General features: G+C 67.0%; 32 protein-coding genes. 3 read left to right on the top strand and 29 right to left on the bottom strand.

Going from position 1 to position 26,815, the window contains the following annotated elements:
- The 24 genes from P5F91_RS18340 to P5F91_RS18225 all read right to left on the bottom strand — a co-directional run.
- Positions 1-3,438, bottom strand: a 3,438-nt coding sequence (locus P5F91_RS18340) for a phage tail protein (RefSeq protein WP_277907822.1), incomplete at its 3' end; no start/stop codon positions are given.
- Complete coding sequence (locus tag P5F91_RS18335) at positions 3,438-3,893, bottom strand: C40 family peptidase (RefSeq protein ID WP_277907821.1); 456 nt, start codon at positions 3,891-3,893, stop codon at positions 3,438-3,440. The genes P5F91_RS18335 and P5F91_RS18340, both read right to left, overlap by 1 nt.
- Complete coding sequence (locus tag P5F91_RS18330) at positions 3,890-4,801, bottom strand: DUF2163 domain-containing protein (RefSeq protein ID WP_277907820.1); 912 nt, start codon at positions 4,799-4,801, stop codon at positions 3,890-3,892. The genes P5F91_RS18335 and P5F91_RS18330 overlap by 4 nt, the downstream gene beginning before the upstream one ends.
- Positions 4,798-5,388: a DUF2460 domain-containing protein gene (locus tag P5F91_RS18325; protein WP_277907819.1), complete on the bottom strand. Its 591-nt coding sequence runs from the start codon at positions 5,386-5,388 to the stop codon at positions 4,798-4,800. The genes P5F91_RS18330 and P5F91_RS18325 overlap by 4 nt, the downstream gene beginning before the upstream one ends.
- Before the next feature lies 1 nt (position 5,389).
- The gene (locus P5F91_RS18320) at positions 5,390-8,551 is read right to left on the bottom strand and encodes a hypothetical protein (protein WP_277907818.1); all 3,162 of its coding nucleotides are present in this window, start codon (positions 8,549-8,551) and stop codon (positions 5,390-5,392) included.
- 9 nt (positions 8,552-8,560) lie between these two features.
- The gene (locus P5F91_RS18315; protein WP_277907817.1) at positions 8,561-8,761 is read right to left on the bottom strand and encodes a hypothetical protein; all 201 of its coding nucleotides are present in this window, start codon (positions 8,759-8,761) and stop codon (positions 8,561-8,563) included.
- Positions 8,762-8,787: 26 nt separating this feature from the next.
- Positions 8,788-9,165, bottom strand: a complete 378-nt coding sequence (locus P5F91_RS18310) for a hypothetical protein (RefSeq protein ID WP_277907816.1) — start codon at positions 9,163-9,165, stop codon at positions 8,788-8,790.
- Between the two features lie 4 nt (positions 9,166-9,169).
- Complete coding sequence (locus P5F91_RS18305) at positions 9,170-9,907, bottom strand: hypothetical protein (RefSeq protein ID WP_277907815.1); 738 nt, start codon at positions 9,905-9,907, stop codon at positions 9,170-9,172.
- A 3-nt stretch (positions 9,908-9,910) separates the two neighbouring features.
- Positions 9,911-10,189, bottom strand: a complete 279-nt coding sequence (locus tag P5F91_RS18300; RefSeq protein WP_277907813.1) for a hypothetical protein — start codon at positions 10,187-10,189, stop codon at positions 9,911-9,913.
- Between the two features lie 10 nt (positions 10,190-10,199).
- Positions 10,200-10,655 (bottom strand): hypothetical protein, encoded by a 456-nt coding sequence (locus P5F91_RS18295; protein ID WP_277907812.1) that lies wholly within the window; start codon positions 10,653-10,655, stop codon positions 10,200-10,202.
- Positions 10,652-11,137, bottom strand: coding sequence for a hypothetical protein (locus P5F91_RS18290; protein ID WP_277907811.1), 486 nt, complete (start codon positions 11,135-11,137; stop codon positions 10,652-10,654). Before P5F91_RS18290 ends, P5F91_RS18295 begins: the two co-directional genes overlap by 4 nt.
- Positions 11,134-11,685 (bottom strand): hypothetical protein, encoded by a 552-nt coding sequence (locus tag P5F91_RS18285; RefSeq protein ID WP_277907810.1) that lies wholly within the window; start codon positions 11,683-11,685, stop codon positions 11,134-11,136. The genes P5F91_RS18290 and P5F91_RS18285 overlap by 4 nt, the downstream gene beginning before the upstream one ends.
- Positions 11,686-11,687: 2 nt before the next feature.
- Entirely contained in the window at positions 11,688-11,912 is a 225-nt protein-coding gene (locus P5F91_RS18280) for a hypothetical protein (RefSeq protein WP_277907809.1), read from the bottom strand.
- A gap of 66 nt (positions 11,913-11,978) precedes the next feature.
- Positions 11,979-13,478 (bottom strand): hypothetical protein, encoded by a 1,500-nt coding sequence (locus tag P5F91_RS18275; RefSeq protein WP_277907807.1) that lies wholly within the window; start codon positions 13,476-13,478, stop codon positions 11,979-11,981.
- 27 nt (positions 13,479-13,505) lie between these two features.
- Positions 13,506-14,351 carry a hypothetical protein gene (locus P5F91_RS18270; RefSeq protein WP_277907806.1) on the bottom strand — a complete coding sequence of 282 codons (846 nt, stop codon included), beginning with the start codon at positions 14,349-14,351 and terminating at the stop codon, positions 13,506-13,508.
- 289 nt (positions 14,352-14,640) lie between these two features.
- The gene (locus P5F91_RS18265) at positions 14,641-17,037 is read right to left on the bottom strand and encodes a phage portal protein (protein ID WP_277907805.1); all 2,397 of its coding nucleotides are present in this window, start codon (positions 17,035-17,037) and stop codon (positions 14,641-14,643) included.
- Positions 17,027-18,667, bottom strand: a complete 1,641-nt coding sequence (locus P5F91_RS18260) for a hypothetical protein (RefSeq protein ID WP_277907804.1) — start codon at positions 18,665-18,667, stop codon at positions 17,027-17,029. Before P5F91_RS18260 ends, P5F91_RS18265 begins: the two co-directional genes overlap by 11 nt.
- Positions 18,667-19,248: a DUF3486 family protein gene (locus P5F91_RS18255; protein ID WP_277907803.1), complete on the bottom strand. Its 582-nt coding sequence runs from the start codon at positions 19,246-19,248 to the stop codon at positions 18,667-18,669. The genes P5F91_RS18260 and P5F91_RS18255 overlap by 1 nt, the downstream gene beginning before the upstream one ends.
- Before the next feature lies 1 nt (position 19,249).
- Positions 19,250-19,573, bottom strand: a complete 324-nt coding sequence (locus tag P5F91_RS18250) for a hypothetical protein (RefSeq protein ID WP_277907802.1) — start codon at positions 19,571-19,573, stop codon at positions 19,250-19,252.
- A 3-nt stretch (positions 19,574-19,576) separates the two neighbouring features.
- The gene (locus P5F91_RS18245) at positions 19,577-20,023 is read right to left on the bottom strand and encodes a hypothetical protein (RefSeq protein WP_277907801.1); all 447 of its coding nucleotides are present in this window, start codon (positions 20,021-20,023) and stop codon (positions 19,577-19,579) included.
- Positions 20,023-20,256, bottom strand: coding sequence for a hypothetical protein (locus P5F91_RS18240; protein WP_277907800.1), 234 nt, complete (start codon positions 20,254-20,256; stop codon positions 20,023-20,025). The genes P5F91_RS18245 and P5F91_RS18240 overlap by 1 nt, the downstream gene beginning before the upstream one ends.
- Before the next feature lie 141 nt (positions 20,257-20,397).
- On the bottom strand, positions 20,398-21,099 hold the full coding sequence (locus P5F91_RS18235) for a hypothetical protein (protein WP_277907799.1): 702 nt from the start codon (positions 21,097-21,099) through the stop codon (positions 20,398-20,400).
- Positions 21,096-21,590 (bottom strand): hypothetical protein, encoded by a 495-nt coding sequence (locus P5F91_RS18230; RefSeq protein ID WP_277907798.1) that lies wholly within the window; start codon positions 21,588-21,590, stop codon positions 21,096-21,098. Before P5F91_RS18230 ends, P5F91_RS18235 begins: the two co-directional genes overlap by 4 nt.
- A gap of 106 nt (positions 21,591-21,696) precedes the next feature.
- The gene (locus tag P5F91_RS18225; RefSeq protein WP_277907797.1) at positions 21,697-22,068 is read right to left on the bottom strand and encodes a hypothetical protein; all 372 of its coding nucleotides are present in this window, start codon (positions 22,066-22,068) and stop codon (positions 21,697-21,699) included.
- 74 nt (positions 22,069-22,142) lie between these two features.
- Here P5F91_RS18225 and P5F91_RS18220 point away from each other — a divergent pair, with 74 nt between their 5' ends.
- Positions 22,143-22,502 carry a hypothetical protein gene (locus tag P5F91_RS18220; RefSeq protein ID WP_277907796.1) on the top strand — a complete coding sequence of 120 codons (360 nt, stop codon included), beginning with the start codon at positions 22,143-22,145 and terminating at the stop codon, positions 22,500-22,502.
- A 16-nt stretch (positions 22,503-22,518) separates the two neighbouring features.
- On the opposite strand, the gene P5F91_RS18215 is transcribed toward P5F91_RS18220, so the two are convergent.
- From P5F91_RS18215 to P5F91_RS18195, 5 genes are read right to left on the bottom strand one after another with little or no spacing between them, the layout of a single operon-like run.
- Positions 22,519-22,953: a regulatory protein GemA gene (locus P5F91_RS18215; protein WP_277907795.1), complete on the bottom strand. Its 435-nt coding sequence runs from the start codon at positions 22,951-22,953 to the stop codon at positions 22,519-22,521.
- Positions 22,950-23,261: a hypothetical protein gene (locus P5F91_RS18210; RefSeq protein WP_277907794.1), complete on the bottom strand. Its 312-nt coding sequence runs from the start codon at positions 23,259-23,261 to the stop codon at positions 22,950-22,952. The genes P5F91_RS18215 and P5F91_RS18210 overlap by 4 nt, the downstream gene beginning before the upstream one ends.
- Positions 23,258-23,968 (bottom strand): DUF7168 domain-containing protein, encoded by a 711-nt coding sequence (locus P5F91_RS18205; RefSeq protein WP_277907793.1) that lies wholly within the window; start codon positions 23,966-23,968, stop codon positions 23,258-23,260. The genes P5F91_RS18210 and P5F91_RS18205 overlap by 4 nt, the downstream gene beginning before the upstream one ends.
- Positions 23,961-24,230: a hypothetical protein gene (locus P5F91_RS18200; protein ID WP_277907792.1), complete on the bottom strand. Its 270-nt coding sequence runs from the start codon at positions 24,228-24,230 to the stop codon at positions 23,961-23,963. The genes P5F91_RS18205 and P5F91_RS18200 overlap by 8 nt, the downstream gene beginning before the upstream one ends.
- Positions 24,231-24,240: 10 nt before the next feature.
- Positions 24,241-24,480, bottom strand: coding sequence for a hypothetical protein (locus P5F91_RS18195; protein WP_277907791.1), 240 nt, complete (start codon positions 24,478-24,480; stop codon positions 24,241-24,243).
- A gap of 875 nt (positions 24,481-25,355) precedes the next feature.
- On the opposite strand from P5F91_RS18195, the gene P5F91_RS18190 reads away from it, so the two are divergent.
- Together P5F91_RS18190 and P5F91_RS18185 are read left to right on the top strand one after the other, a co-directional pair.
- On the top strand, positions 25,356-26,225 hold the full coding sequence (locus P5F91_RS18190; RefSeq protein ID WP_186454775.1) for a mechanosensitive ion channel family protein: 870 nt from the start codon (positions 25,356-25,358) through the stop codon (positions 26,223-26,225).
- Between the two features lie 203 nt (positions 26,226-26,428).
- The gene (locus tag P5F91_RS18185; RefSeq protein ID WP_145611169.1) at positions 26,429-26,776 is read left to right on the top strand and encodes a hypothetical protein; all 348 of its coding nucleotides are present in this window, start codon (positions 26,429-26,431) and stop codon (positions 26,774-26,776) included.
- Positions 26,777-26,815: the final 39 nt, after the last annotated feature.

Below are 26,815 nucleotides of genomic sequence, written 5' to 3'. Positions count from 1 at the left end.
GTTCCAACTATGGATGCCGTCGTTGAAGATGAACGACGGGCCGCCATCGAGGTCACCGTACATCGCCACAAAGGCGGCGTTGCCATCGGCCTTCAGGGTCAGCGTCTCGCCGGTGATCGTGCCGCCTCGCAGCTGATTAGCGAACACGCTACCCGCATACACCACTCCCGCGCCGAAGGTCCCGCCATCGACCTGATCCGCGTGGATGGTGCCGGCATAGGTCACGGCGTTCAGGACGATGACGGGCTGGCCGTCCTTTGTGCCGATCACAAAGGGCGTGACGTACCCGTCCGGATCCGTGTCGCTGGGCAGCGCGAGGCTGAGGATGTCGGCCAGCAGGACGATGCGACTGGCGGTTTCGTCGGCGTATTCCCCGATGCCGGCGACGTGGCCGTTCGCCTGAACCTTCAGATAGGTCTGCGCCGACAGTTGATCGACAATGGTCTTGGTTTCGGCTGCCGTGTTTGTCGTGCCGTCGATCTCGGTGACCAGCTCCGGCGTTAGCTGATCCCTTCCTATGATGCTATCGGCCAGCTCCGGGGTGCTGATATACGGCTGCGTCCAGGTGACGGCTGCGCTGATGGGGCAGCCGGCGCTACCGAAGCTGTCGAAGGTCTGGATTTTCCCCCAATACTGCTGCCCAGCTGTCAGGCCCCCAACAATGAGCGGTGGCGATGATCCAGTCACCGCCGGCACGCCGCTGGTATCCACATCCTCTTTCGTATCCACCCAGGCGTTGACACCGGCGAAATCGCGCTCGGTACCGGGAATGTAACCCAGCAGCACCTGGCCGCTGGTCACAGGCAGTGGCTGGATCTGCACCTGCGCCGGCACCGGGTTGGTGACCGTCAGGGTGGCGGCCTTTGTCACGCCGCCCAGCTTGTCCTCAATAGCCACGTCAAACCGTACGGTCCGATGGGGGCCACCCAGGTCCTGTGCGTTCTTGTCGAAGGTATAGATGTACTCTTCAACCGTGACACGCTCGACGCGCAGCACCGTGCCGGTGGCGGGATCGCTGATCGTGACCAGGTAGTCCTGGAAATACGGGTTGCGGAAGCCAGCACCGGTGCCATTGGGCGCCGCGCCGATGGCGTAGGTGGTGGCGGGGAAGTTGCCCTGCCACACAAGGTGGATATCCCGGCCCAGAAATTCGGTATCCAATCCCTGGCCATACAGTTCCAGATGGGTGACGCTGGCGCCCCCCAGCACGCCCCCCACAGTGATGGTGGCAGCAGGCTGAGGCGCCCAGATCGAGCGCACGGTGGCAGACAGACGACTGGCGGCCTGCACCTGATAGGTGACGTTCTGGATGACAGGTGTCAGCAATGCCTGGGTCGTACCGGCCGGAACCGTCAGCGTCTGCCAATCGTTGCTGGCCGCCGGCGCCCAGCGCAGGGAGGTGTCCGCCGGGCTACCGCCATCCACCGGCGTCCAGCTGGCCTGGATGGCGGGTTGCACGGTACCGTCGGCCTGATAGGCCGTGATCACACTCAGCTGCAAATTGGTTGGCGCGGGCAGCATCCCCGCCGCACCCACAGGCGTGTAGGTATAGGCGTTGACCTGTGATGGGTCATACTCCGCCGACTGGAAGATGTTGAAGCTGGTCAGCTTGATGTACAGCCGCTGGCCGACGTAGGCCGCCGGCAGATCATAGGTGAAGAAGCGATCATCCAGCCGGGCAAAGGGCGCGCCGGCCGCGTGGGCGGCCATGGTGGTGCCGTACTGCCCTCGGCGCAGGTATCCCAGCCGATACGTGTTGGCGGCCGTGACGGTGGCCGTGGCGTAACTGACCAGCTCGGTGCCGATGACGCACAGCGTGCGGCCGGCATCCGCATCGGCCTGGTCGCCGGTACCCAACTGGACGCGGCTGGTGGCCAGCGTGACCAGCGGGGTGTTGACCGTATCCGGGTCCGTGCCGGTGGGCAGCGCGCTCGCCAGGGTGCCGACGCGACAAGGGCCGTTGATCTCGCCCAGTCGCTCGTATTTTTCGTCATCCAGCGAGATGTGGACCGACGCGCCACCCCACCAGGGGCCACCGGCGGCGCCGATCCATACCTGCTGCACGCCGCCGGTCAGGCCGGGCGACGGCTCCATGATCACCACCTGACTGACGTCGCCAGGATCCACCGCCGTGTTGATGGTGGCGTTGTCGTTGACGGGGTGTGGGTGGGCCGTCGCGGTGCCGACACCGGCCGGGAACTCCTCCGCCTCGAAATCCACGGTCCGGTCCTGGTTGACGGTCACCTTGGTGATCCGCACCGGGAATTGGTCCAGGCCCAAGTTGGCGTCGGTCAGGGTGACGATGTCGCCCGGTTCCAGCAGCCGGTACCGAATGCCGGTTTTCCAGGCGTAGGTGTTGGTGATGTAACAGGCCCGCTGCAGGATCAGCTGCAGCGACAAGGTAGCCGGCGCCGCGTCGCAGAACTCCCGCGCCGTGATGGTGTCCAGCGGGCGCAGGCGGTCGGCGTCGATGGCAGCCTGAATGCGGGCGCTGACCACGTCATCCTGATAGCTGTCGGCCCGGTTCGTATAGGTCATGGACCCATAGTTGGACGTGTCGGCCGTGTCCTTGATCGTCACTTTGACCGGGTCGGCGCCGTCCTCGGCCAGATAGTCCTGTGCCTCGAAATCGTATTGTGGCACCACCGCCTGGCCAGGGTCCCACGTCACGCCGTTGCCCGTCACCACCTGGTCGCCAAGGGGCAACGCCTTGATGACGCTGCCGGACCAGAAAATGGCCGTGTTGGTGATCTGGGCCCATCGGTTGATGACGTCGATGCCGGTTTCCTGGCTGCTCAGCAGCGGGCTGCCGTAAAAGCCCAGCGCCTGGCAGTACGTCCGCCACGACGACAAATCGCCGACGTAGGCCGCTTCCAGCTGGCAGCCATAGCGCTTGTTGGTGGCGAAATCAGCCAGCACGTCGGGGAACTGGGCGTCCATGGTGTTGGGCGCGTTGTGCAGCCAGGATTGGGTCTCGAAATTATGGTTGGGCAGGTTGGGGCTGCTGCCCAGGGCATAGGTCGCGGTGCCGACATAGGCGGTGAACGGATAGGCCCGCGCCTCATCCGGCGCGCTGGTGAAGATGGCGGTGACCGGCAGCTGGCCATCCTGACCCTGCATATAGGTCAGGTTCAGCTTCGCCAGGTTGGTGTCTTCCTTGTCGGCCCAGACGCGGCCGATCGTGGCCGTTGGCCCCTCGCACAGGGCCATGATAACGGCGCAGGAATAGGTGTAGTTGCCGCCGCTGTCGCCCGACTTGCCGCCGCCGCTCGATGCCTCGCGGGACTGGAAATTCCCGTACCACACCAGGTTGGGGGCCAGGCGCCGGGTGCCCCACAGGATGGGCTTGGGCACGCCGGCGGAGCTGGTCTGAACCTGCAGGCTATAGAAGCGGTTGCTTTTCGCGGCGCTGCCGCCGCCCCCGAAGATGTCGGCCATCAGGCACCTGCCCAGATCGTCGGGATGTAGAACCGCAGATCACGCCCCAGGAACGGCGGATGGCGCACGTCGCCGGTGGTGCACACCAGGTCGCGCGCGAAGGCATGCACCAGCGCGTGCCGGCCGGTCATCACGGCCCCGTGGCTAAAGCACCGCCCCAGATGCATCAGCACGATGTCTCCCGCCTGGGGCGCCTGCTGGGCTGGGTCGATGCGCGTGCAGAACTGCTCCACCCACGCCACGTAGCGCTCTTCGGAGCGGTGCAGATGCCAGTCGGGCGGATAGGGGCGCGGGTCGAAGGCCGGAATGACGCCGGTGTCCACGAACACGCGGACCAGCAGCATGGAGCAATCGACGCCGGCCCCTTTGACGTCAGCCAACTGGTGATAGGGTGTGCGCACCCAGGTCAGCGCCTCGGCCGCCACGGCCGCCCGTTGTTCGGCCACGGTCATCATGCGCTGGTCTCCGCGGGCGGGATGAACTCGAAGCCCTGGTACCTGTCGGCATTGTCGAACCGGCTGGCGCAGACGTCCCGGGTGTGGGTGCAGCCATAGGTGATGGTGAACGGGTCGCCAACGCCCGGCGCCTGCTGCAGGCCGTAGTGCAGGATGATGCTGCCATCCGAGGCGGCCTTGATGCCCCGGCTGGTGCCGGCGTTGACGCCGCCGGTGAAGGTGACGCTGCCGTCCGCGAAGGCGTCAGGGTCGGCGGTGATGGCCTGCCCCGTCATGGCGGAGAGGAAGACGGCCGGCACCAGCACCTCATTGGTGCTGCCGGCGGCGCAAGCATTCGACCAGGTGAACGACGCCCGGTTGACGCCGCAGGCCGGCCCGAACAGGACGTTCAGGCAGGGCACCTGGTACAAATTGAATGGGTACTGGACGTTGAAACCGACGTTGGCCCCCTTCACGGTCAGCTCGACCTTGCTGGCGGAGGGCGATACCTGGCCCACCGGGCCGGACCAGTCGCGGATGATGCCGAAGGGCAGCACGCCCGGCGCCGTCATCGGCGCCCAGTCGATGGTGAGGAAGGCGCCGGTAAGGCCGCCATTTTCCGCCCAGGCGCCCAGGGTCAGGCCGTCGACCAGGTCGGTGGCCCGGTAGAAGATGTCGAGGGTCAGCTCCGGAACCTCGAACTGGATGCTGGTGGTGATGCCACCACGCTGCAGGCGCGGGCCGCCGGCCTTCCAGGTCACGCCGCCATAGGTGATGTCATCGGAAAAGTCGGTCCAGCGCAGCACGCTGCCGGCCGGCAGTCCCGGCGTGGCGCGCGAGGGCGCCAGGTAGATGCTGTACAGCTCCGCCTCGAACATCGCGGAGGTACTGGCCAGCCAATCGATCAGGGCGGTGTCGCTGCTCTTCACGTCGGATCCTCGAATAGGCTGATGAGGGAGACGGTCTTGGCCTCCCACAGCTGGGCGGCGAACTTCGACAGCTCCAGCTGATCGTCTTTGAAGCGGCAGACGTAGCCATAGGTGAAGTCGGCGCTGACCACGGCGCCGGTGGCCGGCGCGCTGTTCAGGGTCACGCTATTTCCGGCATAGCTGTAGGCGGTGGGGGCGCCGTTGACGTAGACGCCGGACATGCCGGTGATGTAGCCCACCACCTCGACCGAGCCGCCGGCCGCGCGCATGGCGTTCCAGCTGCGGCTGCTGCCATCGCCCACGCCGATGGCCTGCCCGACGACGGTGTTATCGTCCGGATCCACGAAGACAAAGTTGCCGAAGGCGCCCTTGCGCTGGTTGTAAAAGCCCAGCAGCGTGGCCAGCTCATTGGCCGCCGCCGTGTCGCGCAGGAACTCATAGACCAGCGTGAACTGGTAGCGGGGCCGCGCCTGCTGGGCGATGCGGACCTCATGGCCCGTGATCGCCGTCTGGATGTTCGTGTTCCAGGTCGGCGTCTTGGTGACGCCGAAGGCGATGCCGGGCAGCGTGGGATAGTAAGCGACCATCTCAGCGCTTCCCGTTCCGGTGGGCCGCCTTCATCGCATCCGCGACATGGTGCTTGTTGGCGGCGAAGAAGCGGGCGACCGACTGACTGTCGATGGCGTGAACGTGCACATGGGTGTCGCCCATCGGGGGGGCACTGGCGGCGAAGCCGGCGCTATCGGCCTTGTTGCCGTTGGCGGTGTAGTCGTTGGCCGGCGGGTTGCGCCAGGTGGCCACGGCGGCGCGCAACGGCGTAGCGATGCTGGCAGGCAGCACCATCTCATTCTTGTGCAGCTCGGCCAGGGCGCCGTCATAGGGCACCCGTTCCCAGCCGCCGGCCGCCGACGCCAGGCCGCCACCCACCGCCAGCATCGAGTTGAACGCCTGCACGGCGCCCACGGCCTCGGCCGCCATGGCCGCCGCCAGCGGCGGAACGCCCGCATACTGGGCGTAGGCGTTCGCCCCGGCCACGGCGGCGGCGATCTGGATTTCCCCCGCCGCCTTGGTGGTCTGCATCAGGCCCTCGGCCTTGTCAGCCGCGGTGCGCTCAATCACGCCGGCATCGGTGGCGGCCGTCTTGCCCGTCTCCAGCCCCAGCCAGCCGGCGATCATGGTGCCCAGGCGCCCCAGGAAGCCGCCGCTCTCAGCAGCGGTCGCGCTGGTGCGTGCGGCGGCGCCGGTGGTAGTGGCGGCGGTGCGGGTGGCTTCACCCGCCGTGGCCGCCGTCGTCTTGGCACGGTCGGCCAGCAACCAGGCTGCCAGGCCGCCCTGGGCACTCCGGTTGTCGTTGGCCACCCCCAATGCGTTGACCAGCGCCTTATGCTCCAGCCATTTGCTGGCGCTGGTGATCTCCTCCAGCAGGATGGACTGCCCCATCTTGCCGAAGGCCTGCTGCACCGTTTGGGTGCCCTGGACGACACCGGACAGGCTGGTATCCCAGGCGCGGGTGATGGGCGCCAGGGCGCTTTCCCAGGCGCGCAGGCTGGCCTGAGCGGCCTTGGTGTTCGCCTGTTCGGTTTGCGCGGCCAGTTTCTCCATCGTGGCGCTGTGCTGGGCCGCCAGCACCTCGATCTTGCCGTTGGCCTGCGTCCACGCCAGCGTTCCCTGATCCAGGCTATCCCGCTGCTGGGTCAGCGCCTGCAGGTTCAGCTCATATTCGGCGGCGGCCAGGTCTTTGAGCGCCTGCAGCTTCTGCTGTTCGGTGATCCGGCCGGCGGCCACCTCGCCGTCCAGACGCTCCCGTTCCGCTGTCAGCTTGGCCTGGCTGACACGCAGCTGGGTCGCGGCCTCTTCCCGCTGAATTGCCTCCCGCTCCTTCTTGCCTTCACGCTCGGCCGTGGTCAGGGCGTCCTGCGCCGTCTTCGCCTCGGCCGACAGGGCACCGAAATGCGCCTGGGCATAGGTCAGCTCTTCCCGCAGCAGGGCAATCCGCTCGGCACTCCCGGCTCGGGCCGCCGTCGCCTGTTCCTGAAGGCTGCGCAGCTCTTCCTTGGCCTGTTCATTGGCCAACTGCGCCTTGGCGACGTTGATTTCCCGCTCGACGCCCAGCCGGGCATCAGCCGTCAACTTGCCGCTGGCCAGCAGCTGCTGGTCGGCGGCGATCTGCGCCTGCAGCTGCTGCGCGCGGGTCTGCGTGCCCGCGGCGCTCTCGGCCGCCAACTGGTCGCGGACGGCGGTGATGGCGTCGGCGCTTTCCTGCTGGCGCAGCTGGCCCATAGTTCGAGCGCGTTCGGCAGCGATCTGCAGCTTACGCTCCGATGTCAGCTGGTCGCTGGCCAACAACCGATCATCCAGGGCGATCTGGTCGCGCAGCTCATCCGCCCGGCCCTGGGTGCCCGTGGCGGCTCGTGCCGCGACCTTCTCGCGCTCGGCCGCTTCGAACGTGGTGATGGACTGACGGACTTGGTCCGCCTCGACCGCCGCCAAGGCGCGGCGCGCTTCACGCTGGGCGGCGGAGCCGTCCACCGTCAGGCTGATGACGCGTTGCCACTTTTCCGCCTCAACGGCCAGCAGCTCATCCTTGGACGCGGTCCAAGTCGCCTTCAACTGCGCCAGTTCAGTGGTCGTTTCCTTGACCAACTGGCTGTCGTTGAAACGGCGATCCTGGTCTTTCTGGTTGTTGCCCGTGGTGGCGGTGGGCGCATTCTGCTCGGGACCAACGGGGAGGTTTTCGCCCATGGTCTGATAGACGGAGCCCACCTCCTTCGCCTGCGCGGCGACACCGCGCAACGCCTCGGCTTCGGCGCCGAAGCGACGCCGCATGGCTGCGCTGAAAATCTCCTGCTGATCGGCCCGGGTGCGAGCGCTTTCCAGCGCCTCGATTTCATCGGCGCTCAGGATCTGCAACTGCTTGTTCAGCGTCTCAATAGCCGGCGCGCCATCGCGCCAGGCGGCGGCGACCTCTCGCCCCAAGTCATCGATCTTCAGGCCAGAGAGGTGGGAGGCGGCGGCGGTCAGGTCCCCCAGCTCACGGATCGTCTCCCGCGACGCGCCCGCCAAGCCCACGTCCAACGCGTTGGCCAGGGCGTTGGCGCTGTCCTTGCTCAGCCCCAGCCCATCCTGCAGATCCTTGAGGCGTTCCTTGATGACGCCCGGCGTGAATTCTTGACCCCGCCCGATGGCCGCCATGTGGCCGGACAACGCAACCACCTGGTCATCCATGTGCTGCAGTTTGTCCACGGCTTCATAGGCGGCATAGCCCAGGGCAGCGACCGCGCCGGCCGCCCCCATGGTCGATAGGGACAGGCCGCCCATGCGCTCGGCCATCACCATCAGCGACCCAGGCACCCGGGCGAAGTTGCCGGTGGCCATCTCATGGGCCAGCACCACCAGCTCGCGTCGCGCGCCCACGGTGGACAATGACAGCTGCTCGGTGCCATGGGACGCCTCAAGCGCCGCCTCTTCGATGCCCTTGAACGCCCGCGTCGCCTCGTTGCTGCTGATCTGCCCGGCTTCAAGCGCGTCGCTGACGGCCTGGAACTGGTCCTGGGCGACGCGAAGGGTGCGCTGCGATCCGTCGACCTGCTCGACATAGCGCTGCGTCTCAACCGACATGGAGCGCGCGGCCGGCGCCCCGGCGTTCAGCGTGTTGTAGAGGCTCTTCAAGGCCGCCTCAGCGCGCGCCGACGCCACCTGAACGGTGCTGGCGTCGGCGTCGAGCCGTATGGATACGACCTGGTCGGTCATAACGGGCCTCTATCTGATGGTGCCGTCACCAAATGCCGCCATCAGGTCGGCCAGGGAGGCTTCTTTGGCCGCCTGTTCCTTGCCGAAACCGAAGTAACAGGCGATCAACTGGGGAACGGGCGGGTAAACCTTCCAGCGCTCAACCAGCGCCAGATAGCGGGGGACGGTGAGCGTGAGGACGTCCCGGTATGTCCACCCCGTGTTGATCACGAGTTGGGCCAGGAATTCCTCCCAGCTCAGGCGGACGCCGCCGCCGTCCCCTTCGGAGGCTCCCCCAGGCGGAGAATTCCCGATGCCACGCCGATAATCCCAACCGCTTCCACGATCTGAACGACGGTGGCGCGCATGTGTCCGACACGCTCATAGGCCAGCTCGGCCACCTTTTGCGGTGCCAGGCCGTCGTTGATCTCCGTCGCGCAAATGTCCTGTTCCAACGCGATGGCGATCAGGCGTCGTGCTGCCGGCAAGCCTTCCGGCAAAGGCTTCATGGCCTGGTCGATTACCTCCAGCGCCCGGCCAAGTTGACCGAAGTCCATCAGTCCGACCTGGTGCTTTTCATTGTCCAGTATGATGTGCCAGGCGCCTTGAGGCGTCCCGCTCGCGGCGTCGGTCATGGCCTTACCCCTGGGTGCTGATCTTACCGACGGTGCCCGAGGCATCGGCGTAAGCCATGAAGTCCATTTCAGGCTGCATGAAGTCGCCCTGCTTGGTCGCCAGCTGCAGCTTGCTGGACGTGCAGGCGTTCAGGCTGAGTGTCAGGGTCTGGCCGGCAAACGGCGTGGTCAGCACCATTGAGAAGGTCGGCGCCACGCCCTGCAGCTGGTTGCTGATGGTGGTCACGGTACCGCCGGTGGCGCTGGTGTAGCTGTAGCTGATCAGCAGGCCCGCGCCGGTGTCGGCCGCAGCGAAGGTGTAGACGCCGGCCGCGACCGCGTACTGGCCGGTCGTCGGCGCGCTGGCGACACGCACCAGCGGGACGCCGGTGGCGGCGAACACAACGCCCTGGTCGGCCTGGAAGGTGGTGCTGTTGGCCACGGTGACGGTCCAGGGGGTGGAAGCCGGCACGGCCGCCACCTCGTTCAAGGCCACCAGCTGCTGGCCAGTGGTCGAGGTGCCACTGAAGAACAGGCTGTTGAACACGGAACCCTGGATGCGCCCAGCCTTGGCCTTGCCCTGGATCTTGGCCTGCCCGCGGGCGACCACTTCCGGGAACTGGTTCTGGCCATACAGCTCCTTCAGCGTGAAGTCGATATCCACCGACACGGACTGCAGGGTGCCAAACTGGACGGGCGTGGCGTTCGCCACCCCAACCGGGGTGCCGAACAGGGAGCCGGCGCCGAACGAATACTGGGGCATGAATTAGGTCTCCGAGCTGGGGGCAACGATGCGGTCCCGAAGGGCCGGCAGGACGGTGATCAGGTGGTTGTAGGCCTCGGTGGCCCGCGCGATGGGGCTGTTGTGGATGTCGGCCGCCAACCACGCCGCGATGGCGGCGTCTACGCGGACTTCCAGCGGAACCGTTGGTTCCGAGGCCACGTCCGGCGAAGGCGTGTCGGCCGGGGCCGGGGAAGCCGGGGCGCCCGTACCCGCCAGGGGAACGGTGTCGGGCGACGTCGCGATGTTGGGGGTGTCATCCATAGCGAGCCTTTCAGGGGACGAGCATCTTGACGGGGACGATGGCGGCGGCGCGGCGCGTCAGGACGCCGTCGTAAACTTCGACAGTGCCTTCGATCCGCGCGTACTGGACCAAGCCACCCAGGGTCTGATCGGCGTAGGCGCCGGTGGGTTTCAGGACATCCATCACGGCGCCCAGCAGGCCGTTGACCCGCTGACCAGCCGACAGCGTGTCGTCGGCCGCCGCGTAGAGGTAGATCTTGGCGGAGGGCCGCGCGGTCGCGGGCACGCCTTGCATCTGGTACTGGTAGACCTGATGGTCCACGGCCAGGAACAGGGCCGGCAACTTGTCCGCCGGCACTTGCTCGAACAGCTGCACGTCGCGTGACGCGGTCACCACTTGGCCAGCGGCCGGCATTTCACCGTCCGGGGCCTTCAGCGCCTCCAGAAGGGCGAAAAGGGCGGCATAAGGGGCGTCCAGATCACTCATTGGAACACCGCCTGGGCGTCGGCGCGCACCCCCTCCTCCAAGCGCTTCAGGATGCCCGGAGTTTCGCGCTCGAAGGTTAGACCGAACGGCCGGAAGGCCGGCGTTCCGGGGTGCTGCACCTTCTTCCGGAAGATCAGGTCTCCACCCACCATGAACGCCAGGGCCTTGGCGTGCTTGGCGCGGATTTCGTGGGCCGCTGTGCCTTCTTCCAGATACTTGGCGTACTCCACGTCGGTACCAACGTAGTTGATGACGCGGTCGCCGGCCACCTCGGTGTCGATATGGACGCTGTTGCGCAGGCGCTTGGTCCGCGCCTTCACGATGCCGCCGTTCAGCGCATCGTTCTTCAGCACATTCTGCAGCCGCACGGCCTCGCCATAGACGCGCCGCTGGATGGACAGTCGCATGGCGTCGGGAAACTGTTGCACCCGCACGATGACTTGGGGCAGGCCCTCGGAGCCGATCTCGATGAAGTCGCTCATGCTGGCACCACGCGGCGGAACTGGTTGAGGACGGACTTGACCCCATCCGGCATGGCCGCCGTCAGGTAGGCCGTGGTTTCCCCGGCACCAGAGAGACTGGCCAGTGCGATGTGATCCGACGACTTGTAGACGTAGGCGACGTACTCGGTGGCGGCCTGAACCAGGCTCGGCCGCAAGGCTGCCCAACCGGCGGAATAGCTGATGACCACGTTGCCCAGGCCGGGCAGGAAGACGTAGCCGTTCAGGATCACGCGGTTGTCGGCCCAGTAGAAACCGGGCTGCGTTACCGATCCCGCCGGCAATGCCCGGCCGTTCACCACCACCGATGCGACGGTCACGATGGGCCCATAGCGCAGCGCCATCTGCCGGCCGCCATTTCCATCACGCGGCTCGACATAGTCCGCCTGCAGGAAACCCTTTTCGCGGTTGCAGTAGGCGTCGATGACGTCGCTGCAATTGGTGATCAGGGTGGACAGCAGGGCGTCATAGGTCGGCGCCGTCGACTTCAAGTAGGCCTTGACCGCCGCCAGGGTGGTGTAGTCCGGCATGGTCAGCTCGCCGGGGTGCCGTCGCCGGCTGGCTGCTTGTCGCCATCCGGCCCGACGTCGTCGGCGCTGTCGCCATCCGGCGGCGCGAAACCGTGGCTCGCCAGTTCGGCCATGATGGCCGCATGCCGGTCATTCGGCACCGAGATGTTGCCAGCGGCATTGGCCTTGTATTCCTGGCCGCCCCACGAAATCGACGTGACGCCCTTGGGCGCCTTGATCTTGGCCATTCGAACCTGCCTCCAGATGCGGGCCGGGTACGGGGACCCGGCCGCCACCTTGTTGCGCCGCCGGCCTTAGCCGTTGGCGATGTTGGTGATGACGCCGAAGGCGGGGGGGAAGTAGTTCTGCAGCACGCCGTCGCAGTAGACGCCGTACTCATACCGCCGGGTGCGCAGGGGCCATTCCAGCTGGTAGTAGTCCCGCCGCATGCGCATCTGCGTCACGTTGTTGACGTTGGCCAGGGGATAGGGCAGCCGCGTGGTGCGGAACAGGATGGTGCCCGCCGGCATGTTGGGGTGCAGCTTGATGTCCAGCGTCTGGCCGCCCGTCATGCTGTAGCGGTTCAGGTAGGTGCGGACCATGACGCCGCCACCCAGCATGCTCTGGTCGGTATTGAAGACGAAGCGCTGGGCGGCGTTGCTGTTGCCCGACAAAATCTTGGTGCTGATGTTCAGCGCTTCCTGGCTGCTGACCCAGATTTCCTGGGGCGACAGGCGGTAATTGTCCCAGAACGCCTTCAGCGCCGCCTCGATCTCCACGACACCCCCGGCGCCATCGGCGGTCAGGGGAGTGCCGGCGCCGGCCGAGCCCGTGGGCATGACCTTGACGTAGGCGCTGGAGCCGCTCTTGAACGCTTGGTACAGCAGCCCGTCGAACGACAGGCTGTTCTGGCTGTTGTCCTGGTAGGAGCCGGAAACCTTCAGCGAAGCGGCGGTCTGGCTACCGGCGGCGGCGGCGGTGATGACGACGCTGTTGATGGTGGTGATGGCGCCCAGCACCTCGGCGCCGGACGCCCCCCAAAACCAGGCATAGGCCACGGCGCCGTTCATCGGGGCGACGGTCGCGGCCACGCTGCCGGTGGTGCCGGTGGTGGTCGCGGTGGCCGCCGTGGACGGCGCGGCCGAACCGCCGCCGAACTGATCGCTGGAGCCGTCCGCGTTGGTGCGGGTCAGCTGGCCCTGGATGCCGCTGGCGACGGAGCCGTTCAGATAGCCTTCCAGCGTCAAGCCGACGGCGATCACGGACCAGGTCGCCGCTGCCAGGCTGCCGCCGGTGGTGGACCCCGACAACGTCGGCGTGGGCGTCGTGCCCAGAGCGACGCCGGAGTTACCGCCCAGGATCATCTGCTCTTCCTGGATCATCAGGCTTTGCAGCAGCGCCTGGACGGCCAGGGCGCGGGCGTCATCGAACCCTTCGGCGGCGTAGTCCGCCTCGAAATCCACGGTCGACTCCAGGCCGAGGCCCCGATAGACGGCATTATAATCCTGGGTGCGGACGGCGATGACGCCACCCCGGTTGCCGCCGGACACCCCGGCGCGCACATTGGTGGTGTTGACACCGGTGATGGCCTTCCAGTTGGCCTGGATGCCGCCCTTGCCGGAAACGCGGGGGATGCTGTTGCGCAACGGCGTCAGCACCGGATAGAGCAGCTTGGCGCCAGGCTCCAGATCATAGGCGGTGATACCGGTGGTGGGGCTGCCCGACTGGCTGAACGTGGCCTTGGCCAGCTCCGCCTGCGGGTTCGTCTGCGCGGCCTTGATCAGGGCCAGCGTCTGGGCGGTGATATCGCTCATGGTTTCTCCGAAAGGTCAGGCCTGGGATCAGGCGCGGTTGGCGGCGGCGAATGCCGCGATCTTCATCAGGGCGGCGCTCTTTTCCGGGCCCGGGGCCATCGCCTTGACCTTGGCCAGGCGCTCATCGAACGTGCCGCTTTCGACATCCGCCGCGGTGGTCGGACCGACGCCCCCGGCGTCCACCGACTTTTCCATGGTGCGAAGATGCGGGCCGGGCGCGACCTGGCCTTCCAGTTCCTTGACGCGCTTGGCCAGCGTGTCGCGCTCCCCGGTGACCTTGGCCAGGATATCCTGGGCGCCAGTCAGTTCGCCCCGCACCTTGGCCAGGTCGCCGGCCGCCTTGGCCAGCTCGCCCTCCAGGGTGGTCACGCGGCCCTGCATCTTGGCCAGCTCGCCGTTCTCGAACGGCATGGCCACCTCATCACCGGCCATCTTCACGAAGGTGAAGGTGGCGGTGGGGATGCAGGGCAGGTCGACCAGGGAGATTTCGGTGGGGTTGGCGGTATAGCGCTTGTGGGCGCCGTCCTGCCATTTGCGGACATAGCCGCCGCCGGGGCTGAAGCCGGTGTAGACGCCACGCTGCGCCTTGGCCCATTCGGCGTCATCCACGACATCGCAGACGAACTCGATGGCCTTGGCCGCATCATCGAAATGGATGGCCGATAGCAGGCCGGCGGCGACGCGGCCGTGCATGGCCCGCACGTTGCCCAGGTTCTTGCCGTCGCTGGCCTTGGCCAGGGCACCGGACCAGGCCTCGAACAGCGGCTTGGAACTGTCGTAGTCGAAGACCTCGCCGTCGCGGTCCGGCGTTTCATCAATGCGGCCGATCAGCTGCCGCTTGGCCTCAAAGGCCTTGGAAAGGGGAATGAACATGCGGGCGTCCTCGTCTGGATGACGAAGGACAGCCTATGGATGGCGGCATACCCGGTTAATGATGAACTATTTCAGGGGGGAGGCGCCTTGGAACGGGGCGGCCGTCCGGATGGTGGCACCGGTTGATCGCCTACGCAACCACCCCCGTTTTTCAGGCCGCTGGAAGGGGGAGGCCGATTTAGGGCCTTCCCACCCCAGCCAAATGACGGGACCCCGCTCAGTGACCGCCTCTTAGGGCTCTTATCCGCCTCTTAAAGACATAGGTCGGGTCGCCATCACCCGGATCACCTCAGAATGGAGTGTCCCCGCTCCGTCGCCACCCTTTCTGAATGGAGGTGTCGTCAGGCGGCACGGCCTCCAGGTCGCAATCGCAATGTGGGTGCGCGGTCGGGGCGACATCACCGGACGGGAACGGTTCATCCAGATCCAGGGGGCCAGCCTCGGCATTGGCCAGGCACGCCGGACAGTGCACCTCATTCGGCCCCAGGACCCATCCCTTGCGCAAGCCGGCGCCCATCGCCTCATTCGCCGCGCGCCAGCCGATCAGGTTGCCCATGTGATCAGCATCGGACAGTTCCGTCTTGGCGATCAGCCGGGCGCGGGCTGGCGAAAACGCGTAGTCCTCGATGATGGCCCGCTTCAGTCGCTCGACGCTCCACCCCTCTTGCTCCGCCTGGACGATCTTGCGACGCAGGGCGTCGCGGGTGGTGTTGCTAAGCCCTGTCACCAACTCGGCGCCATGCGCTTCCGCCCAGGCCACGCCACGGGCGTTGGCCAGATTGGTGGCGCTCTTCACGGACGATTTAGGGGCGCCGGCAGACCGCGCGCCGCTGCTGAGCGACACGCCGGTGATCGCCTGGTCGGCGCCATCCGTCGTCAGCGTTTTCAGCACCGTCACCATCTGGGCAACGGCGTTGCGCCAGGCAGCGATATCCAGCGCCGCGTCCACCACGCTTTCAATGGCCGCGTCAACCGCCGCTCCTTCGGCGCCGGCCTGCGCGGCGGCACCAGCCTCGGCCGGAACAGTCGGTTCTCCCGGATCGCCGGCAGCCTTGGCCAGCTTGGCCAGCTCGGGCATCGCGGCGGCGGCTCGGTCGGCCGAGGCGCGGCCTTCGTCGGCCAGGAACGCCACCAGCTGGTGGGTCAGCTGCCCCTCGGCGAAATGGCGGATTGGACGCTCGTGATTGATGGTCAACCGGCTACCGGCCGCCTTGGCCAGCGGGGCGCGGGCGCCCTTACCATTCTGGTTGCCGCCACCTTGGTTGGGCTTCTCTTCGGTGGTCAGCTTCTGGCCCGTGCCGTCGCCGCCGCCCAGATCGCCCAGCTGTGGATCATCCGCCTGCTGCAGCGGCGTGGGTACCGGCGGCGGCTCCAGCACGTCTTCCAGCCGAACGGCGCCACTACCGGTCATCAGCAGAGGGGTGTTGCCGTCAGGGCGGGCTTCCAATCCCTGGCCCGCGCGCACCTCGTTGATGACCTTCACGCCTGTTTCAAGGTGGATTTTGTCGACCTGCGCCTGCACCAGCGGGTCGACGTCGTGCCGCCGCTCCCATGCGAACTCCAGGTCGGCGCAGCCCGCCATGGCCAGTACTTCGTCCATGGCCTCCTTCGCCCATTGCTGGGTGGGCTCCAGGCCCTCATCGTCCTGGTCCTTGGCGGTGCCGGCCGACGCCCTGTTCATCTCTTTGACGGCCCACTGCGGCGTGGCGTCATAGGCATAGCTGCACAGCCGCGCCAGCCATTCGTCCATTTCGTCTTTCAGGGCGGCTTCCTTGGTCTGGACGAAGCTCTTGCCCATGGCGGACGGCACGAAGCGCACGCGGCGTCGCGCGCCGGTCTGGCCGCTCAACAGCGTGTCGAAATAGTCCTGGAATTCCTTGATCTGGTCAGGCCTCCAGGTATCCGGCACGCCGGAAATGGCGTCCGGGACGGTGCCCTCGGTATAGAATTCCAGCTTATGCAACTGCCGCCGCAGCGCCAGGTTCACCGTCGTGATGATCCACTCGACCGGGCTATAGCCATAGACCTTGTAGGGGCGGATGTTGCCCGGCAGGTACAGCAGTTCGTCCGCCCGGTAGTTGACGGCCGGCAGGCCCTTCAGCACCTGCTGATAGGCGGGATTGGGCGCCCGGGGGCGGCGCCCCTTTTCGTCCAGGATTGGCTTGATGGTGGCACCGTCCACCAGCTCAAGCGCCAACAGATCGCCGCCCAAGGTGCGCGACGGCCAGATGGTCGCGGCATCGATCACCAGGTGATCGTCCAGAAGCCCCTTCAGCCAGACGCTCCAACTGTGCACGCCGTCGGGGCGCCGCAGCATCGTGATCATCTTTTCGATGCGCGGATCATCGGCCCGGCCCGTGGTGGACCGGGGTTTGATGGACCACTGGCACCGGGCCATCTTCTTCTTCCGGTTCTCGATCACCAGCCGCAGGACGTCGTAATTCTCGGCCAGGGCCCGCATCTGGGCAAAGCTCACCTGCTCCAGCACCCGAGGCTGGGTATTCAGGTTAAAGCCCGACTGGAAATCGAACTGCCGCCCGCGCACGCTGGGGGGCGCCACCGGCGGCAGCGGCTGCAGCGGCCCGAACCAATCCTGGGGCCGTTGTCCCGTCACCGCATAGCGCAGGCCTTGCGCCACCCGGGCCACAATGCCCGGTTCGATCTGCCGGCCACCCTCACGCGCCATGATGCTCTCCCGCCGCCTTCGCGGCCTCTTCATGCTGTTTCCTCAGCGCCTCGGCCTGACGCCGGTAATGCTCAAGGATCGAGGGCGTCACCTTTTCCCGGCCGGCCTCATGGGCCAGCAACCCGGCCACGGCGCTGTCACCGTGACGGGGCATGCCGTCACTGCCCTTGTCCCTGCCGTCATCCATCGTCGGGCGCCCCTTGTTCAGCACCACGCGGCGATGGTCCGCCAGGATGTCCTCAGACATCGGCACGATGATGGACTTGTCCTCATAGGCGGCGCGGTACGGCGGGAACGCTTGGGCGTAGAATTCCGGCGTGGCCTTGACGCAGGTGACCTTGTTCAATCCATATTTCTGCTGGGCTTCCTCCGCCAGCTGCTGGCCGTTGCCGCGGGCGTCGAACATGCCGTGCCAGAACAGGGGCAGGTTGTCGTACAGCCAATAGACGATGGCGCGCTGGCAATCGAACGGCATGGTCCGCAGTTCGATCACAACCACGGTCCGCCATTTGCCGGGGCCGATCTCCCGCAGGATCCAGATAACAGACAGGTCGCCGTCACGGCCGAAGTCCATGCCAAGCGTGACCCGCCCACCATCGGGGATGTTGTCGATCACCGGCTGGATCTGATCCTTAATCCACGCCTCGATGATCGCGATGCGGTTCTCATCGAGGAAGAAAGTGGGCGGTTTTGCCAACTGGCGCACTGGAACGGTGGCATCCCAGCATGCTTCGAAATGGGCGCGGGTGAAATAGGCGCCACCGCCTTTGGTCGGGATGCAGTCCAGCTCTTCCTGGGCGTGGCTTTGGTCCGGATATCCGGCATAGGTGTCCGCGCGGTACTGCTCTTCCTTTTCCTTCGACCAGGTCCAGCCGTTGATCAGGCATACTCGCTTATAGAAGCCATCGCGCAAGGCATCATCGAAGGTGGTCTTATGGTGCGACCACGGCAGCTTTTTCGCGGCGGCCAGCTTGCAATAGCCGTTGAACTCGCTGTCTTCCTTGTTATGGGTGGACACGATGCTGACCCGGCCACCCCACATCAGGAAGGCCATGGCGCCCTTGACCACCTCGCCCAGCCGTTCATGGAAAGCGGCTTCGTCAATGCGGGCATGGCCTTGGCGGCCACGCCAGTTGTGGGGATTGCTCGATAGGCTCTCGATCTTGTAGCCGCTGGCCAGCCTGATGGAGTAGCGGACGATGTCCCGCCGCTCGTTGTCGATCAGCACCACCTGGCGCGACACGCTGATTGGGCTGGGCGTGAACGCCGTGGTGTTCAGCGCGTTTTCGAAGGCGCGGGCGAAGAAGGCGCAGTCGCCGATATACTCGGCCGCCATTTCCTTGTTGTAGCCCATGTAGAACTGGTCCATGCCCTTCTGGGCGCCAGCTTCCAACACGCCTTCGCAGGCGAGGCCGCCCCAGGTCCAGCCCACGCGGCGGCATTTCTCGCCAATGCGCACCGGCGTCAGGTCTGCGATCCACCGCGACTGATAGCCCAGCAACACCTCAGGGATCTGCGCGGTGGGCATCTTGGTGCCCTCGCGCGTGGCCTGGATTTCCTCGACCAAGTCAAGCAATTGCCGCTGTTCTTCCGGCTCCAGCGGCTCCTCATAGGTGACGATCTCCGTCATCACCGAGCCTCGGTCGGCAGCTTCACGCCCAGGATTTTCGCGCGGATGAAGTCGACCTGATCATCGGTCATGCCGCGATTGGTGGCCTCGCTGGCGGCACTCTCCGCCTGCTCCTTGGCGATGCGCGCCACTTCCTCGGCGTGGGCCTTGCGCGACTTCAGATCGAAATCCTGGTCATATCGCGTGGCGGCGCTCATGTCCTTCAGCGCCTTGGCGAGTAGCATGAACCCCTCGGCGTCGAACGCGTCCTCGTCACCGCCGGCCGTCACGCGGCGCATGAGTGTTTCGCCCACCAGGTTGCGCAGCACCTCCACCAGGAAGCGGCCCTGCCGGCCATCTGCGGCGGCCGGGCCCATTTCCCGCACCACCGCCTCGGTGATCTCGCGCGACTGGCGCAGCTTCTCCGCCACCTGGTTGATGCGCTGGGCATGCCGCCCCACGGCGGAGCGGGAGCGCGGATGGCCGGCGTCGGACAGGTAGTCCACGATCTGGTCGATGGTCCACCCACCTTCCCCGATCATAAAGTTGACCTGCGCCAGGACAGCGGGCGGCAGCGCCTTGAGGGTGGACCCCTTGGACATCTTAGCGCTTCCAGCGGCTATGCTGGACACCCGGCACCGGGTCGCCCCGGCCATAGGCGGCGTCCTCGCCACGGGGAACCGTCAGGGTCAGCTTGCGCAGGCTCGTGGCCCCGTCGCCCGTGGTGATGTGCTCTTCCTCCAGGCAGCGCTCCGCCACCAGGTGGTCGATGTCCCGAAGGATGGTACCGCGCCCTTCACGGTCGAAAGCGCGCATCATGGCGTTCATGATCAGGCTCTCCAGCGCGCTTCCGCCGACTTCTTCCATGTAGCGCAGCAGGTATAGACGGCGCCCCGCCACCCAGTCCTGTTGAATACTCACGCTCATCGTTCAATCGCCCTTCAGATGGTGCTTCATCAACAGGTCCAGGGGCCGTTCGATACGCTCCAGAACCTCGCGCAGGCCGTCTATCCCGGCGCTCAGCCCCTTCACGTTGGCCTCGACGCCGGCGATGCGGTCCCGCAGCTCGCCCAGGGCGTCCTGGTCGGGCAGGTGCCTGATCTCGGCCTGTACGGCCGCGCAGGTCGCCTCCACGGCGGCCATGCGTTTTTCGGAGGCCTTCTCGACCGCGCCGACGCGGTCGCCCCAATGCCCCTCCAGCTTGTCCAGCCTTTCCTTGAAGGCCGTGTCGCTGGCGGTGCGCTCCGCCGACAGCCGGTTGAGGTCATCCTTGGTCGCCAGCTTGCCCTTGATGGCCAGGCCGCCGATGATCAGCATTCCGGGCGCCAGGAAAGAGGCCAGGGGCAGCCAGCGGTTCGCTTCGTCCAGCCAGTCCATCACCGCGCCCCTCGGCAGGCCCGGATCTGCGCACGGGCGGTGCCGTAGTCCTGGATCATGATCCGCAGCTTGGATCCTGGCGGCAGGGCCGCCAGCTCATCCGCAGCCGCCGCCATGAAGGGGCGGTCGTACTGCACCAGGGCGGGGCAGCTGTCAGAAACTGCCGTCGCGCAGGCTGCGGTCAACAGCAGCGGGATCATGGCCAGGGGCCACAGCGGCTTGAAGCATGGCATCGGTACTGGCCTCGGTATGGGTGGCGTCGGCGGTCGCCTGGGACTGCGCTCCCCAGCGCTTCCCCAGGAAAAGAAGGAGGCCCATGGCCACCCCGCCCAGGGCGAAAACGCCCAGGGCGATCCAGATCCCCGCGCCCATGATCAGGCCGGGGCGCCGGCCGGGGCCGGCGTGGTCGCAGAGCCGGCCGTCACGTCGTTCTGCGGGGACACCTTGGCAGCCACCAGCTGGGCGACGACCTGCTTGAGTTCGTCCTTGAAGAAGGCGGCGAAATCGGGCCCCACCCCCTCAATGGCCATTGTCTTGATTTCCGGCGCGGGCGCCGGGCTCTCCACCGTCTGGATGGGCGGCAGGTCCAGGCCCAGCATGCCCAGCACGCGACTTTCGATATCCGCCTTGGTCAGCCCCAGGTGGGCGGCGGAGCTGGGCACCATCTCCATGACCAGCTGGGCGGTGGAGGCCGCCAGGGCGTTGTGCACGTCCACCGTCGTCTTGCCCTGCAGGGCCTCGTCCAGGCGGGACCGGGCAAGGCCCAGCGCGGCGGAGATGGCGCTGTCCAGCCAGGCGAAGTGCTTGTCATCCTGTTTCATCCCCAGCCAGCCCTCGGCCAGCGTCATGGCGCGGTGGGCCAGCCAGATCGCGACGGGCGTCACCACGCCGAAGATGACGTCCATGATGCCGGAAACCCAGGCGGCGAAGTCCACGCTGGTGCTGGGCGCGGTGACGATGGCAGCCGGGGCCGTGGCCACGGCATCGGCCGCGATAGCGGCGACCGTGTAGAAGGGGCTGATGGTCAGCAGGCACAAAACGGCCATGCCGGCCATGCGGCGGGCGATGCGCGTCATAACGGGGCTCCGATGTGGGTGAGGTAGTTGCGTTGGAACTCCTCCGGCGTACCGGCCCCCTTGGGGGTGTTGTAGAAGTCCTTCCAGTAGCGGGACAGTGCGACCAGGTCGTCGGCCTCCGGCAACGGCCGGGGCGCCCGCCAATACAGCAGGCGGCAGACGGCGGCGGCATAGCGCAGGTTCCAGGCCAGCTGGTCGACGCGGTCACCCGGCGCCGCCAGGGCGGCCAGCCCTGTGGCCAGCTTGGGCTGAGACACCAGCGTGCTGGTCAGCAGATCATCATGGGTCGCGGGCTCGATCTGCCAGAACCCCAGCGCCGGGCCGGTCGGATACTGCGCCAGGTAACGGCAGGCGCTTTCCTGCGCGGCCGTGCCAAGCACCAGATTGATGGCCGCCGCGCTATCCAGCCCCAGCGAGGCCAGGGCGGCCTGAACCACGCGCACGCGCAGCTGCTGAAAGATGGGGTCGGCCACGGTCCACCTGGGGGTCACGAGAGGGTCTTAAGAGACCTCAAAGTGCCCATTGGCGGCGGCCGGGTGGCGGCTGAAATTTTTCAGGGGGGAAGGCGCGACCTGGTCGGCGCCGGGGTGCAGCCTGTCAGACCTTGCCCAACAGCGCAAGAAGCGGGGGGGCTTCGGGGTCAGGATCAGGCTCGGCCAGGATGTAGTAAATGGCGCGCTCGGTATAGCCCATGACCCGCGCGATCTGGGCCACGGACATGCCTTGCCGCCGCAGGTGCCAAACCCTGGCGCGCTTGCCTTGCGTGATCGGGATGGCCAAGTCGGCCCCGCCATATTCGCGCGCGAGCTTCGCCGCGGCGGCGGCCCCCACCACCGCGACCAGGGGGCTGCCCGGGCTGGGCTGCTTCGGGATGTAGAGCGAGCGGCCACCCCAATGGCGCGACAGGTCCATGGCGGCGCGAAAGCCCACCAAGCCGATCAGCTGACCAAAGAGGTCCGTCTGGCTCATCCGCGCCCCCTGGTCGTCATCACCACCTTGCGGTAGTGTCGGCGCTCCATTGCAACCGTGGGGGAGTCGATATTATGCGCAAAGTCATATTGCTGGCCGCCATACTGGCCCTGGGCGGCTGCGTGAGCAGCGGCACCGAAGTGAAGTCCGATCAGTTGGCGACCCTGGAAAAGGGTAAGACCACCTATGCCGAGGCCGTGGCGCGCCTGGGAACGCCGAACAGCGTGACGACGATGGCGGGCGGCAAGAAAATGGTCATGTATATGTTCACCAAGGCCACCCCGAACGCCGCCACGTTCATTCCCGTGGTCGGCCTGTTCGCCGGTGGCGCCCATGGCCAGAGCAGCACCGTCATCATGACCTTCGGCGCCAACGACGTTCTGGAAGAGTACACCGCCAGCACGGGGCAATCCGACGCCCACGTCGGCCTGTGACAGGGTGCGGGGCTGGTCACGCATTGGCCAGCCCCACCCGCTGATGCCACTGCTTCAGCGCCTCGATCAGGCGCCGCTTTTCATCCCCGGTCAGGAAACGCAGGTCGGCCACAGGCTTGCCCAGCTGGCGACTGGCCCAGCCGGCGATGGTGGCCTCGGTCACGCTCTTGACCTGGCTGATCCTGTGCAGCTCCCGCCACATCGCCCGGATCTTCACCGATTGCGGATCATCCGCCACCACGGGCCGGCCGGCGCTGCGCGGCGCCCGCTTCGGCGCGCCCTGGGCGTGCAGCGCGTCGATCACGCGCCCCAGCTGGGGGCCGGTCATCTGGCGCAGGCTGCGCAGGCCCACGGTCGCATGCAGGAAGTCGCGCCACGTCGCGTCATCGTCCAGGCCGGCGACCTGGCGGCGACAGGCCTGTATGGCCTTGATGGCGGCGGCGGTGGTCATGGCCACCCCACCGGCATGGGCCGTTGCTGTTCCCGCGCCCAGTCCAGGTAGCGCAGGTCAGTCTCGGAGACCAGGCCATGCACGACGATGTCCTGGTCATTGACCAGATACGTCCAGGTGTCCCGGCCGCAAGCGTCGCAGGTCAGCACCTTCTCCGCGACGTAGTGATAGCCCTGGATTGGCGCCCCGCACCAGGCGCAGGGCGGCTCAAATAGGGTGTGGAACGGGTCGCCACCATAGCCCTTTACCGGGCGCTGGGGCCCGCGCAGCCTCGGCTCCAGTTCAATGGTCGTCAGCTCTCGGGTCATTTCCCACCCCCGATCAGCTTCATGTCCCGCTGCCCCGCCACGCCCATGTTGACGCTCACGGCGCTGCCGGCCGCGTGACCGGCGGCGCGGGCGCGGGCCGTCTTGGCGCCTTGTGAAGCAGCCTTGATGGGTGCCAGGGTTTTGAGGGTGTAGCGGCTTTCCAGCTCAAGAAGGGCCTTTTCGCCCTGCTCTTGCAGAGTTCCCCAGCCGATGCCGAAGCGCATGTCCAGCAGGCGGCGGCCCAAGCGCTGGACCATCGCGTCGGTGAACGCGCGGACCATCTCGTTGCGCGTGCGGACGGTCCGCTTGCGCCGGTACTCCGGCGTCTTGCGGAAGTCGGCGATGGCGCGCCGAATGGCGCCGGCGCAGACGACGTGGACGTACGCCGCGATCTCCGGGTTGGGTTCCAGCCCGAAATAGACCACGGCCCGGTCACCGTCCCATTCCTGGCGGATGAACGAGGTGCAGCCGCACACCCGGGCGATGCGCGGCCATAGGCTGTCGATCACCGAGCGCCGGCCACCGATGGTCACGGCCGCTTCGGCATATTCGGGCAGCTCCACCTCTTCGTCCGACACGTTATGGTCGGCCATCAGCCGCATGGCCGCCTCGGCCGCCGCTTCGGCCTCCGCCTCGGTGCAGCCGTTGTCGACGGTACGGGCGCGCAGCGCCCTGATCCGGTCCCGGATGGCGCGCAGGTCAGCCATGGCGCACCCCGACAGGTCCGGTGCGATCCAGGGCGCCGGCATTGAACATCTCGACCAGGTCGGCGTTGCTGAAACCCATGTCGGACAGCTCGGCCAGCACGTTGTGCAGGATCGCCTCCGCCATGGCGCGATCCACCGGCTGCTCCTGGCCATTCATGGCGGCGACCAGGTCGCGGCGGGCCCGCACGCGATCACCGGTGGTCAGGGCGCGCTTGCTGCGCAGCTGCACCAGCAGCCGGCCCAGGGCAAGGGTGGCAGGCATGTTCCCTCCTTCAGTTCATCGGAGCGATGAGGGCGGCACATCCACGGAGGTAGTCCGCGCAGCCACGGGCGCCGACCTGGTCGACGCCCAGCTGGGTGCCGACATTGATCAGGCCGACGCTGACGGCCGTGTCTGGCAGGGCGGGAAATTTCTCGCGTATCTGGTCGTAGGCTTGGCGGACCAGGATCATGGCCATGGCGACTTCCCGCTCGGCCTGGGTTTCCGGTTCACGGTGTGGGGGGATGCCCATGATCAGCGCTCCTCATAAGCCGGCGGCAAGGCAGGCGCGGAGGAAGCCGATGGCCGTTTCCGCACAGAGCGCATTGCCGTAACAGCGCAGTCGTCCCACACGGGCGGGAGCCCGATGAGCCAGCGGGAATGAGCCGGGTTCAACTGGACGCCACTTGCCATCCCGGCATTCGATCCAGTCGGCGTCGGCCCAGAAGCCAGATGTCGGGCCTGGTTGTTGAGCTGCCCGAATTGCTTCCCGCCGCCCCGGGTAGCTTCCGCGTTCGCGAAGCGATAATCCCGGGCCGCCGGCGATGCCCAATGGGAGAGTGCCGCCACGTCGATCAGCGTCATCCCCGGGTTCCGGCCCCGCGCCGCCTTGGCCTCGTTCGTCTCCGGGCTGCCCCGCGTCGCATCCGTGGCCGTGGGGGCCGGCCATGGTGCCAGGTGCGCGCTGTCCACTAGGTTCGACCGCCGGCCGCCCGTCCGTACCGCTTGCCCCCCCCCGGAGGCGTCCGACGCCTTCGGCGCCGGCCAGAAGGACAGGTGCGCGATCCCCTTCAGCTGGCTGTTGAGGCGCCCGTTGTCCCGCCGCAGATCCGGGCCGCCATGGGCGTCCGACGCCACCGGGGCCGGCCATGCGGCCAGCGCCGCGGCGCTGGGCAGCCGATCCACCCCCTGGCTCGGGCCGCCCTTCGGGCCGTCCTGGGCGCACGGCGCCGGCCAGGAGAATACGAAACCCCCGCCCGCATTGCGCAGGCGGGGGTTTTGCTTTTTGGGCCCCGGGAGATTGGCCAGGAGGACCCCGGTTCGGTCCTTTGGCATGGCCAAGGCTGGCGGAACCCGACCGCCTTCCCTATGTTCTTCACGCCCACATCGCCAACCGGAGGGTCGTGCATGCACTTGAATTTGCTCGCAGTGGATATCCCCGCGCTGGATACCGTGGACCAGAAGACCCAGGCGTTCCTGGTCAGCCTCAACGCCCTCATTCCCTGGGTCGTGACCAACGGCGTCAACCTTCTGGCGGCCATCCTGATCCTGCTGATCGGCCTGTGGCTGTCGGGCAAGGTCAGCCGCATCGTCACGGCCGTCCTGGGCCGCACCCCGCAGTTCGACGCCATGCTGCGCGGTTTCTTCGCCAGCTTGGCGCGCTACGCTGTGCTGACGCTGACCGTGCTGGCGGTGCTGGCCCAATTCGGCATCCAGACGGCCAGTCTGGTCGCCGTCATTGGTGCCGCCGGCCTGGCCATCGGCCTGGCGCTGCAGGGTACCCTGTCCAGCTTGGCGGCCGGCGTCATGCTGCTGATCTTCCGGCCCTTCAAGATCGGCGACAAGGTGCAGGTCGGTGGTGCCACCGGGACCGTGCGCGACCTTTCGCTGTTCTGGACCGAACTGATCTCCGACGACCAGATCCAGATCATCATCCCCAACAACAGCGTGTGGGGCCAGGCGTTGCGCAACATGAGCGTCCACCCCACCCCGGCCCACGCTGGCGAGCTGCGCTTTCGCATTCCGGAAACCAGCGACCTGGATAGCGTGGCCGAGGCAGTGCGCCGTATCGTGGCCGCCGACCCGCGCATCCAGCCCAATCCCACCGTCCTATTCGACCGCACCGGTGACAGCCGTGCGCTGGATGTGGTGGTGGGCTTCTCCACCGCCGACGACATCGTGGCCGCCGTGAAGAGCGACCTTATCCGCGCCATCCACGCGACGGCGCTGTCCACGGAGCCGCCGGCCGTTCCGCTGTCTTCACCGCCGGCCACCTGACGCCGCCGCCCCTTCCCATGATGACAGCCGCCCGGTGGCGCCGCCGGGCGGCTGTCGCGTTATGGGCCAACGCGCCCTGGCATGGTCTTCGTGACTCGCATGGCGGCCGAGCGACTGACACCGTTGTCTATTATCTCGCAGGTGCCATATTTTAGTTCGCAGTTGCAGCATGCGCTGCCATCCGTCGTCATCCGAGGTCCGCCATGTCCCGCTCCATCGCCGCCCACTCCATCCTGTTTTCCGCCGTCGTCGCCGGGGCCGTGGGCCTGGCGACCATGGCCCGCTCCGAGACGCTGTCCGCCGACACGGCCCTGAAGGCCAAGTTCGACGCCGTCGACGTCAACCTTTACTACCATCCGACCCAGGCCGGGTATCAGGTGGTGGTGACCGCCGGAACTCAGGACCCGGCCAGCACCGTCCGTTTCGTGTCCACCCTCGCCCCGGACCAGGAGACCGTCGTGTCCGTGCCGCGCGGCGCCGGTCAGCAGGCCCTGGAACTGCGCCTGCGCCGGGTCGGCGACCAGCTGGAGCTGGTGCGTCCGGTGTCGTGATCCGGCCGGCGTGGGCCCATTCGCATCCATCAAAAGCCC

It is taken from the genome of Nitrospirillum amazonense (assembly GCF_029594735.1).
GTDB classification, from domain to species: domain Bacteria; phylum Pseudomonadota; class Alphaproteobacteria; order Azospirillales; family Azospirillaceae; genus Nitrospirillum; species Nitrospirillum amazonense.
The sequence above is the reverse complement of the archived record's forward strand: the minus strand, read 5'-3'. Positions and strand labels throughout refer to the sequence as shown.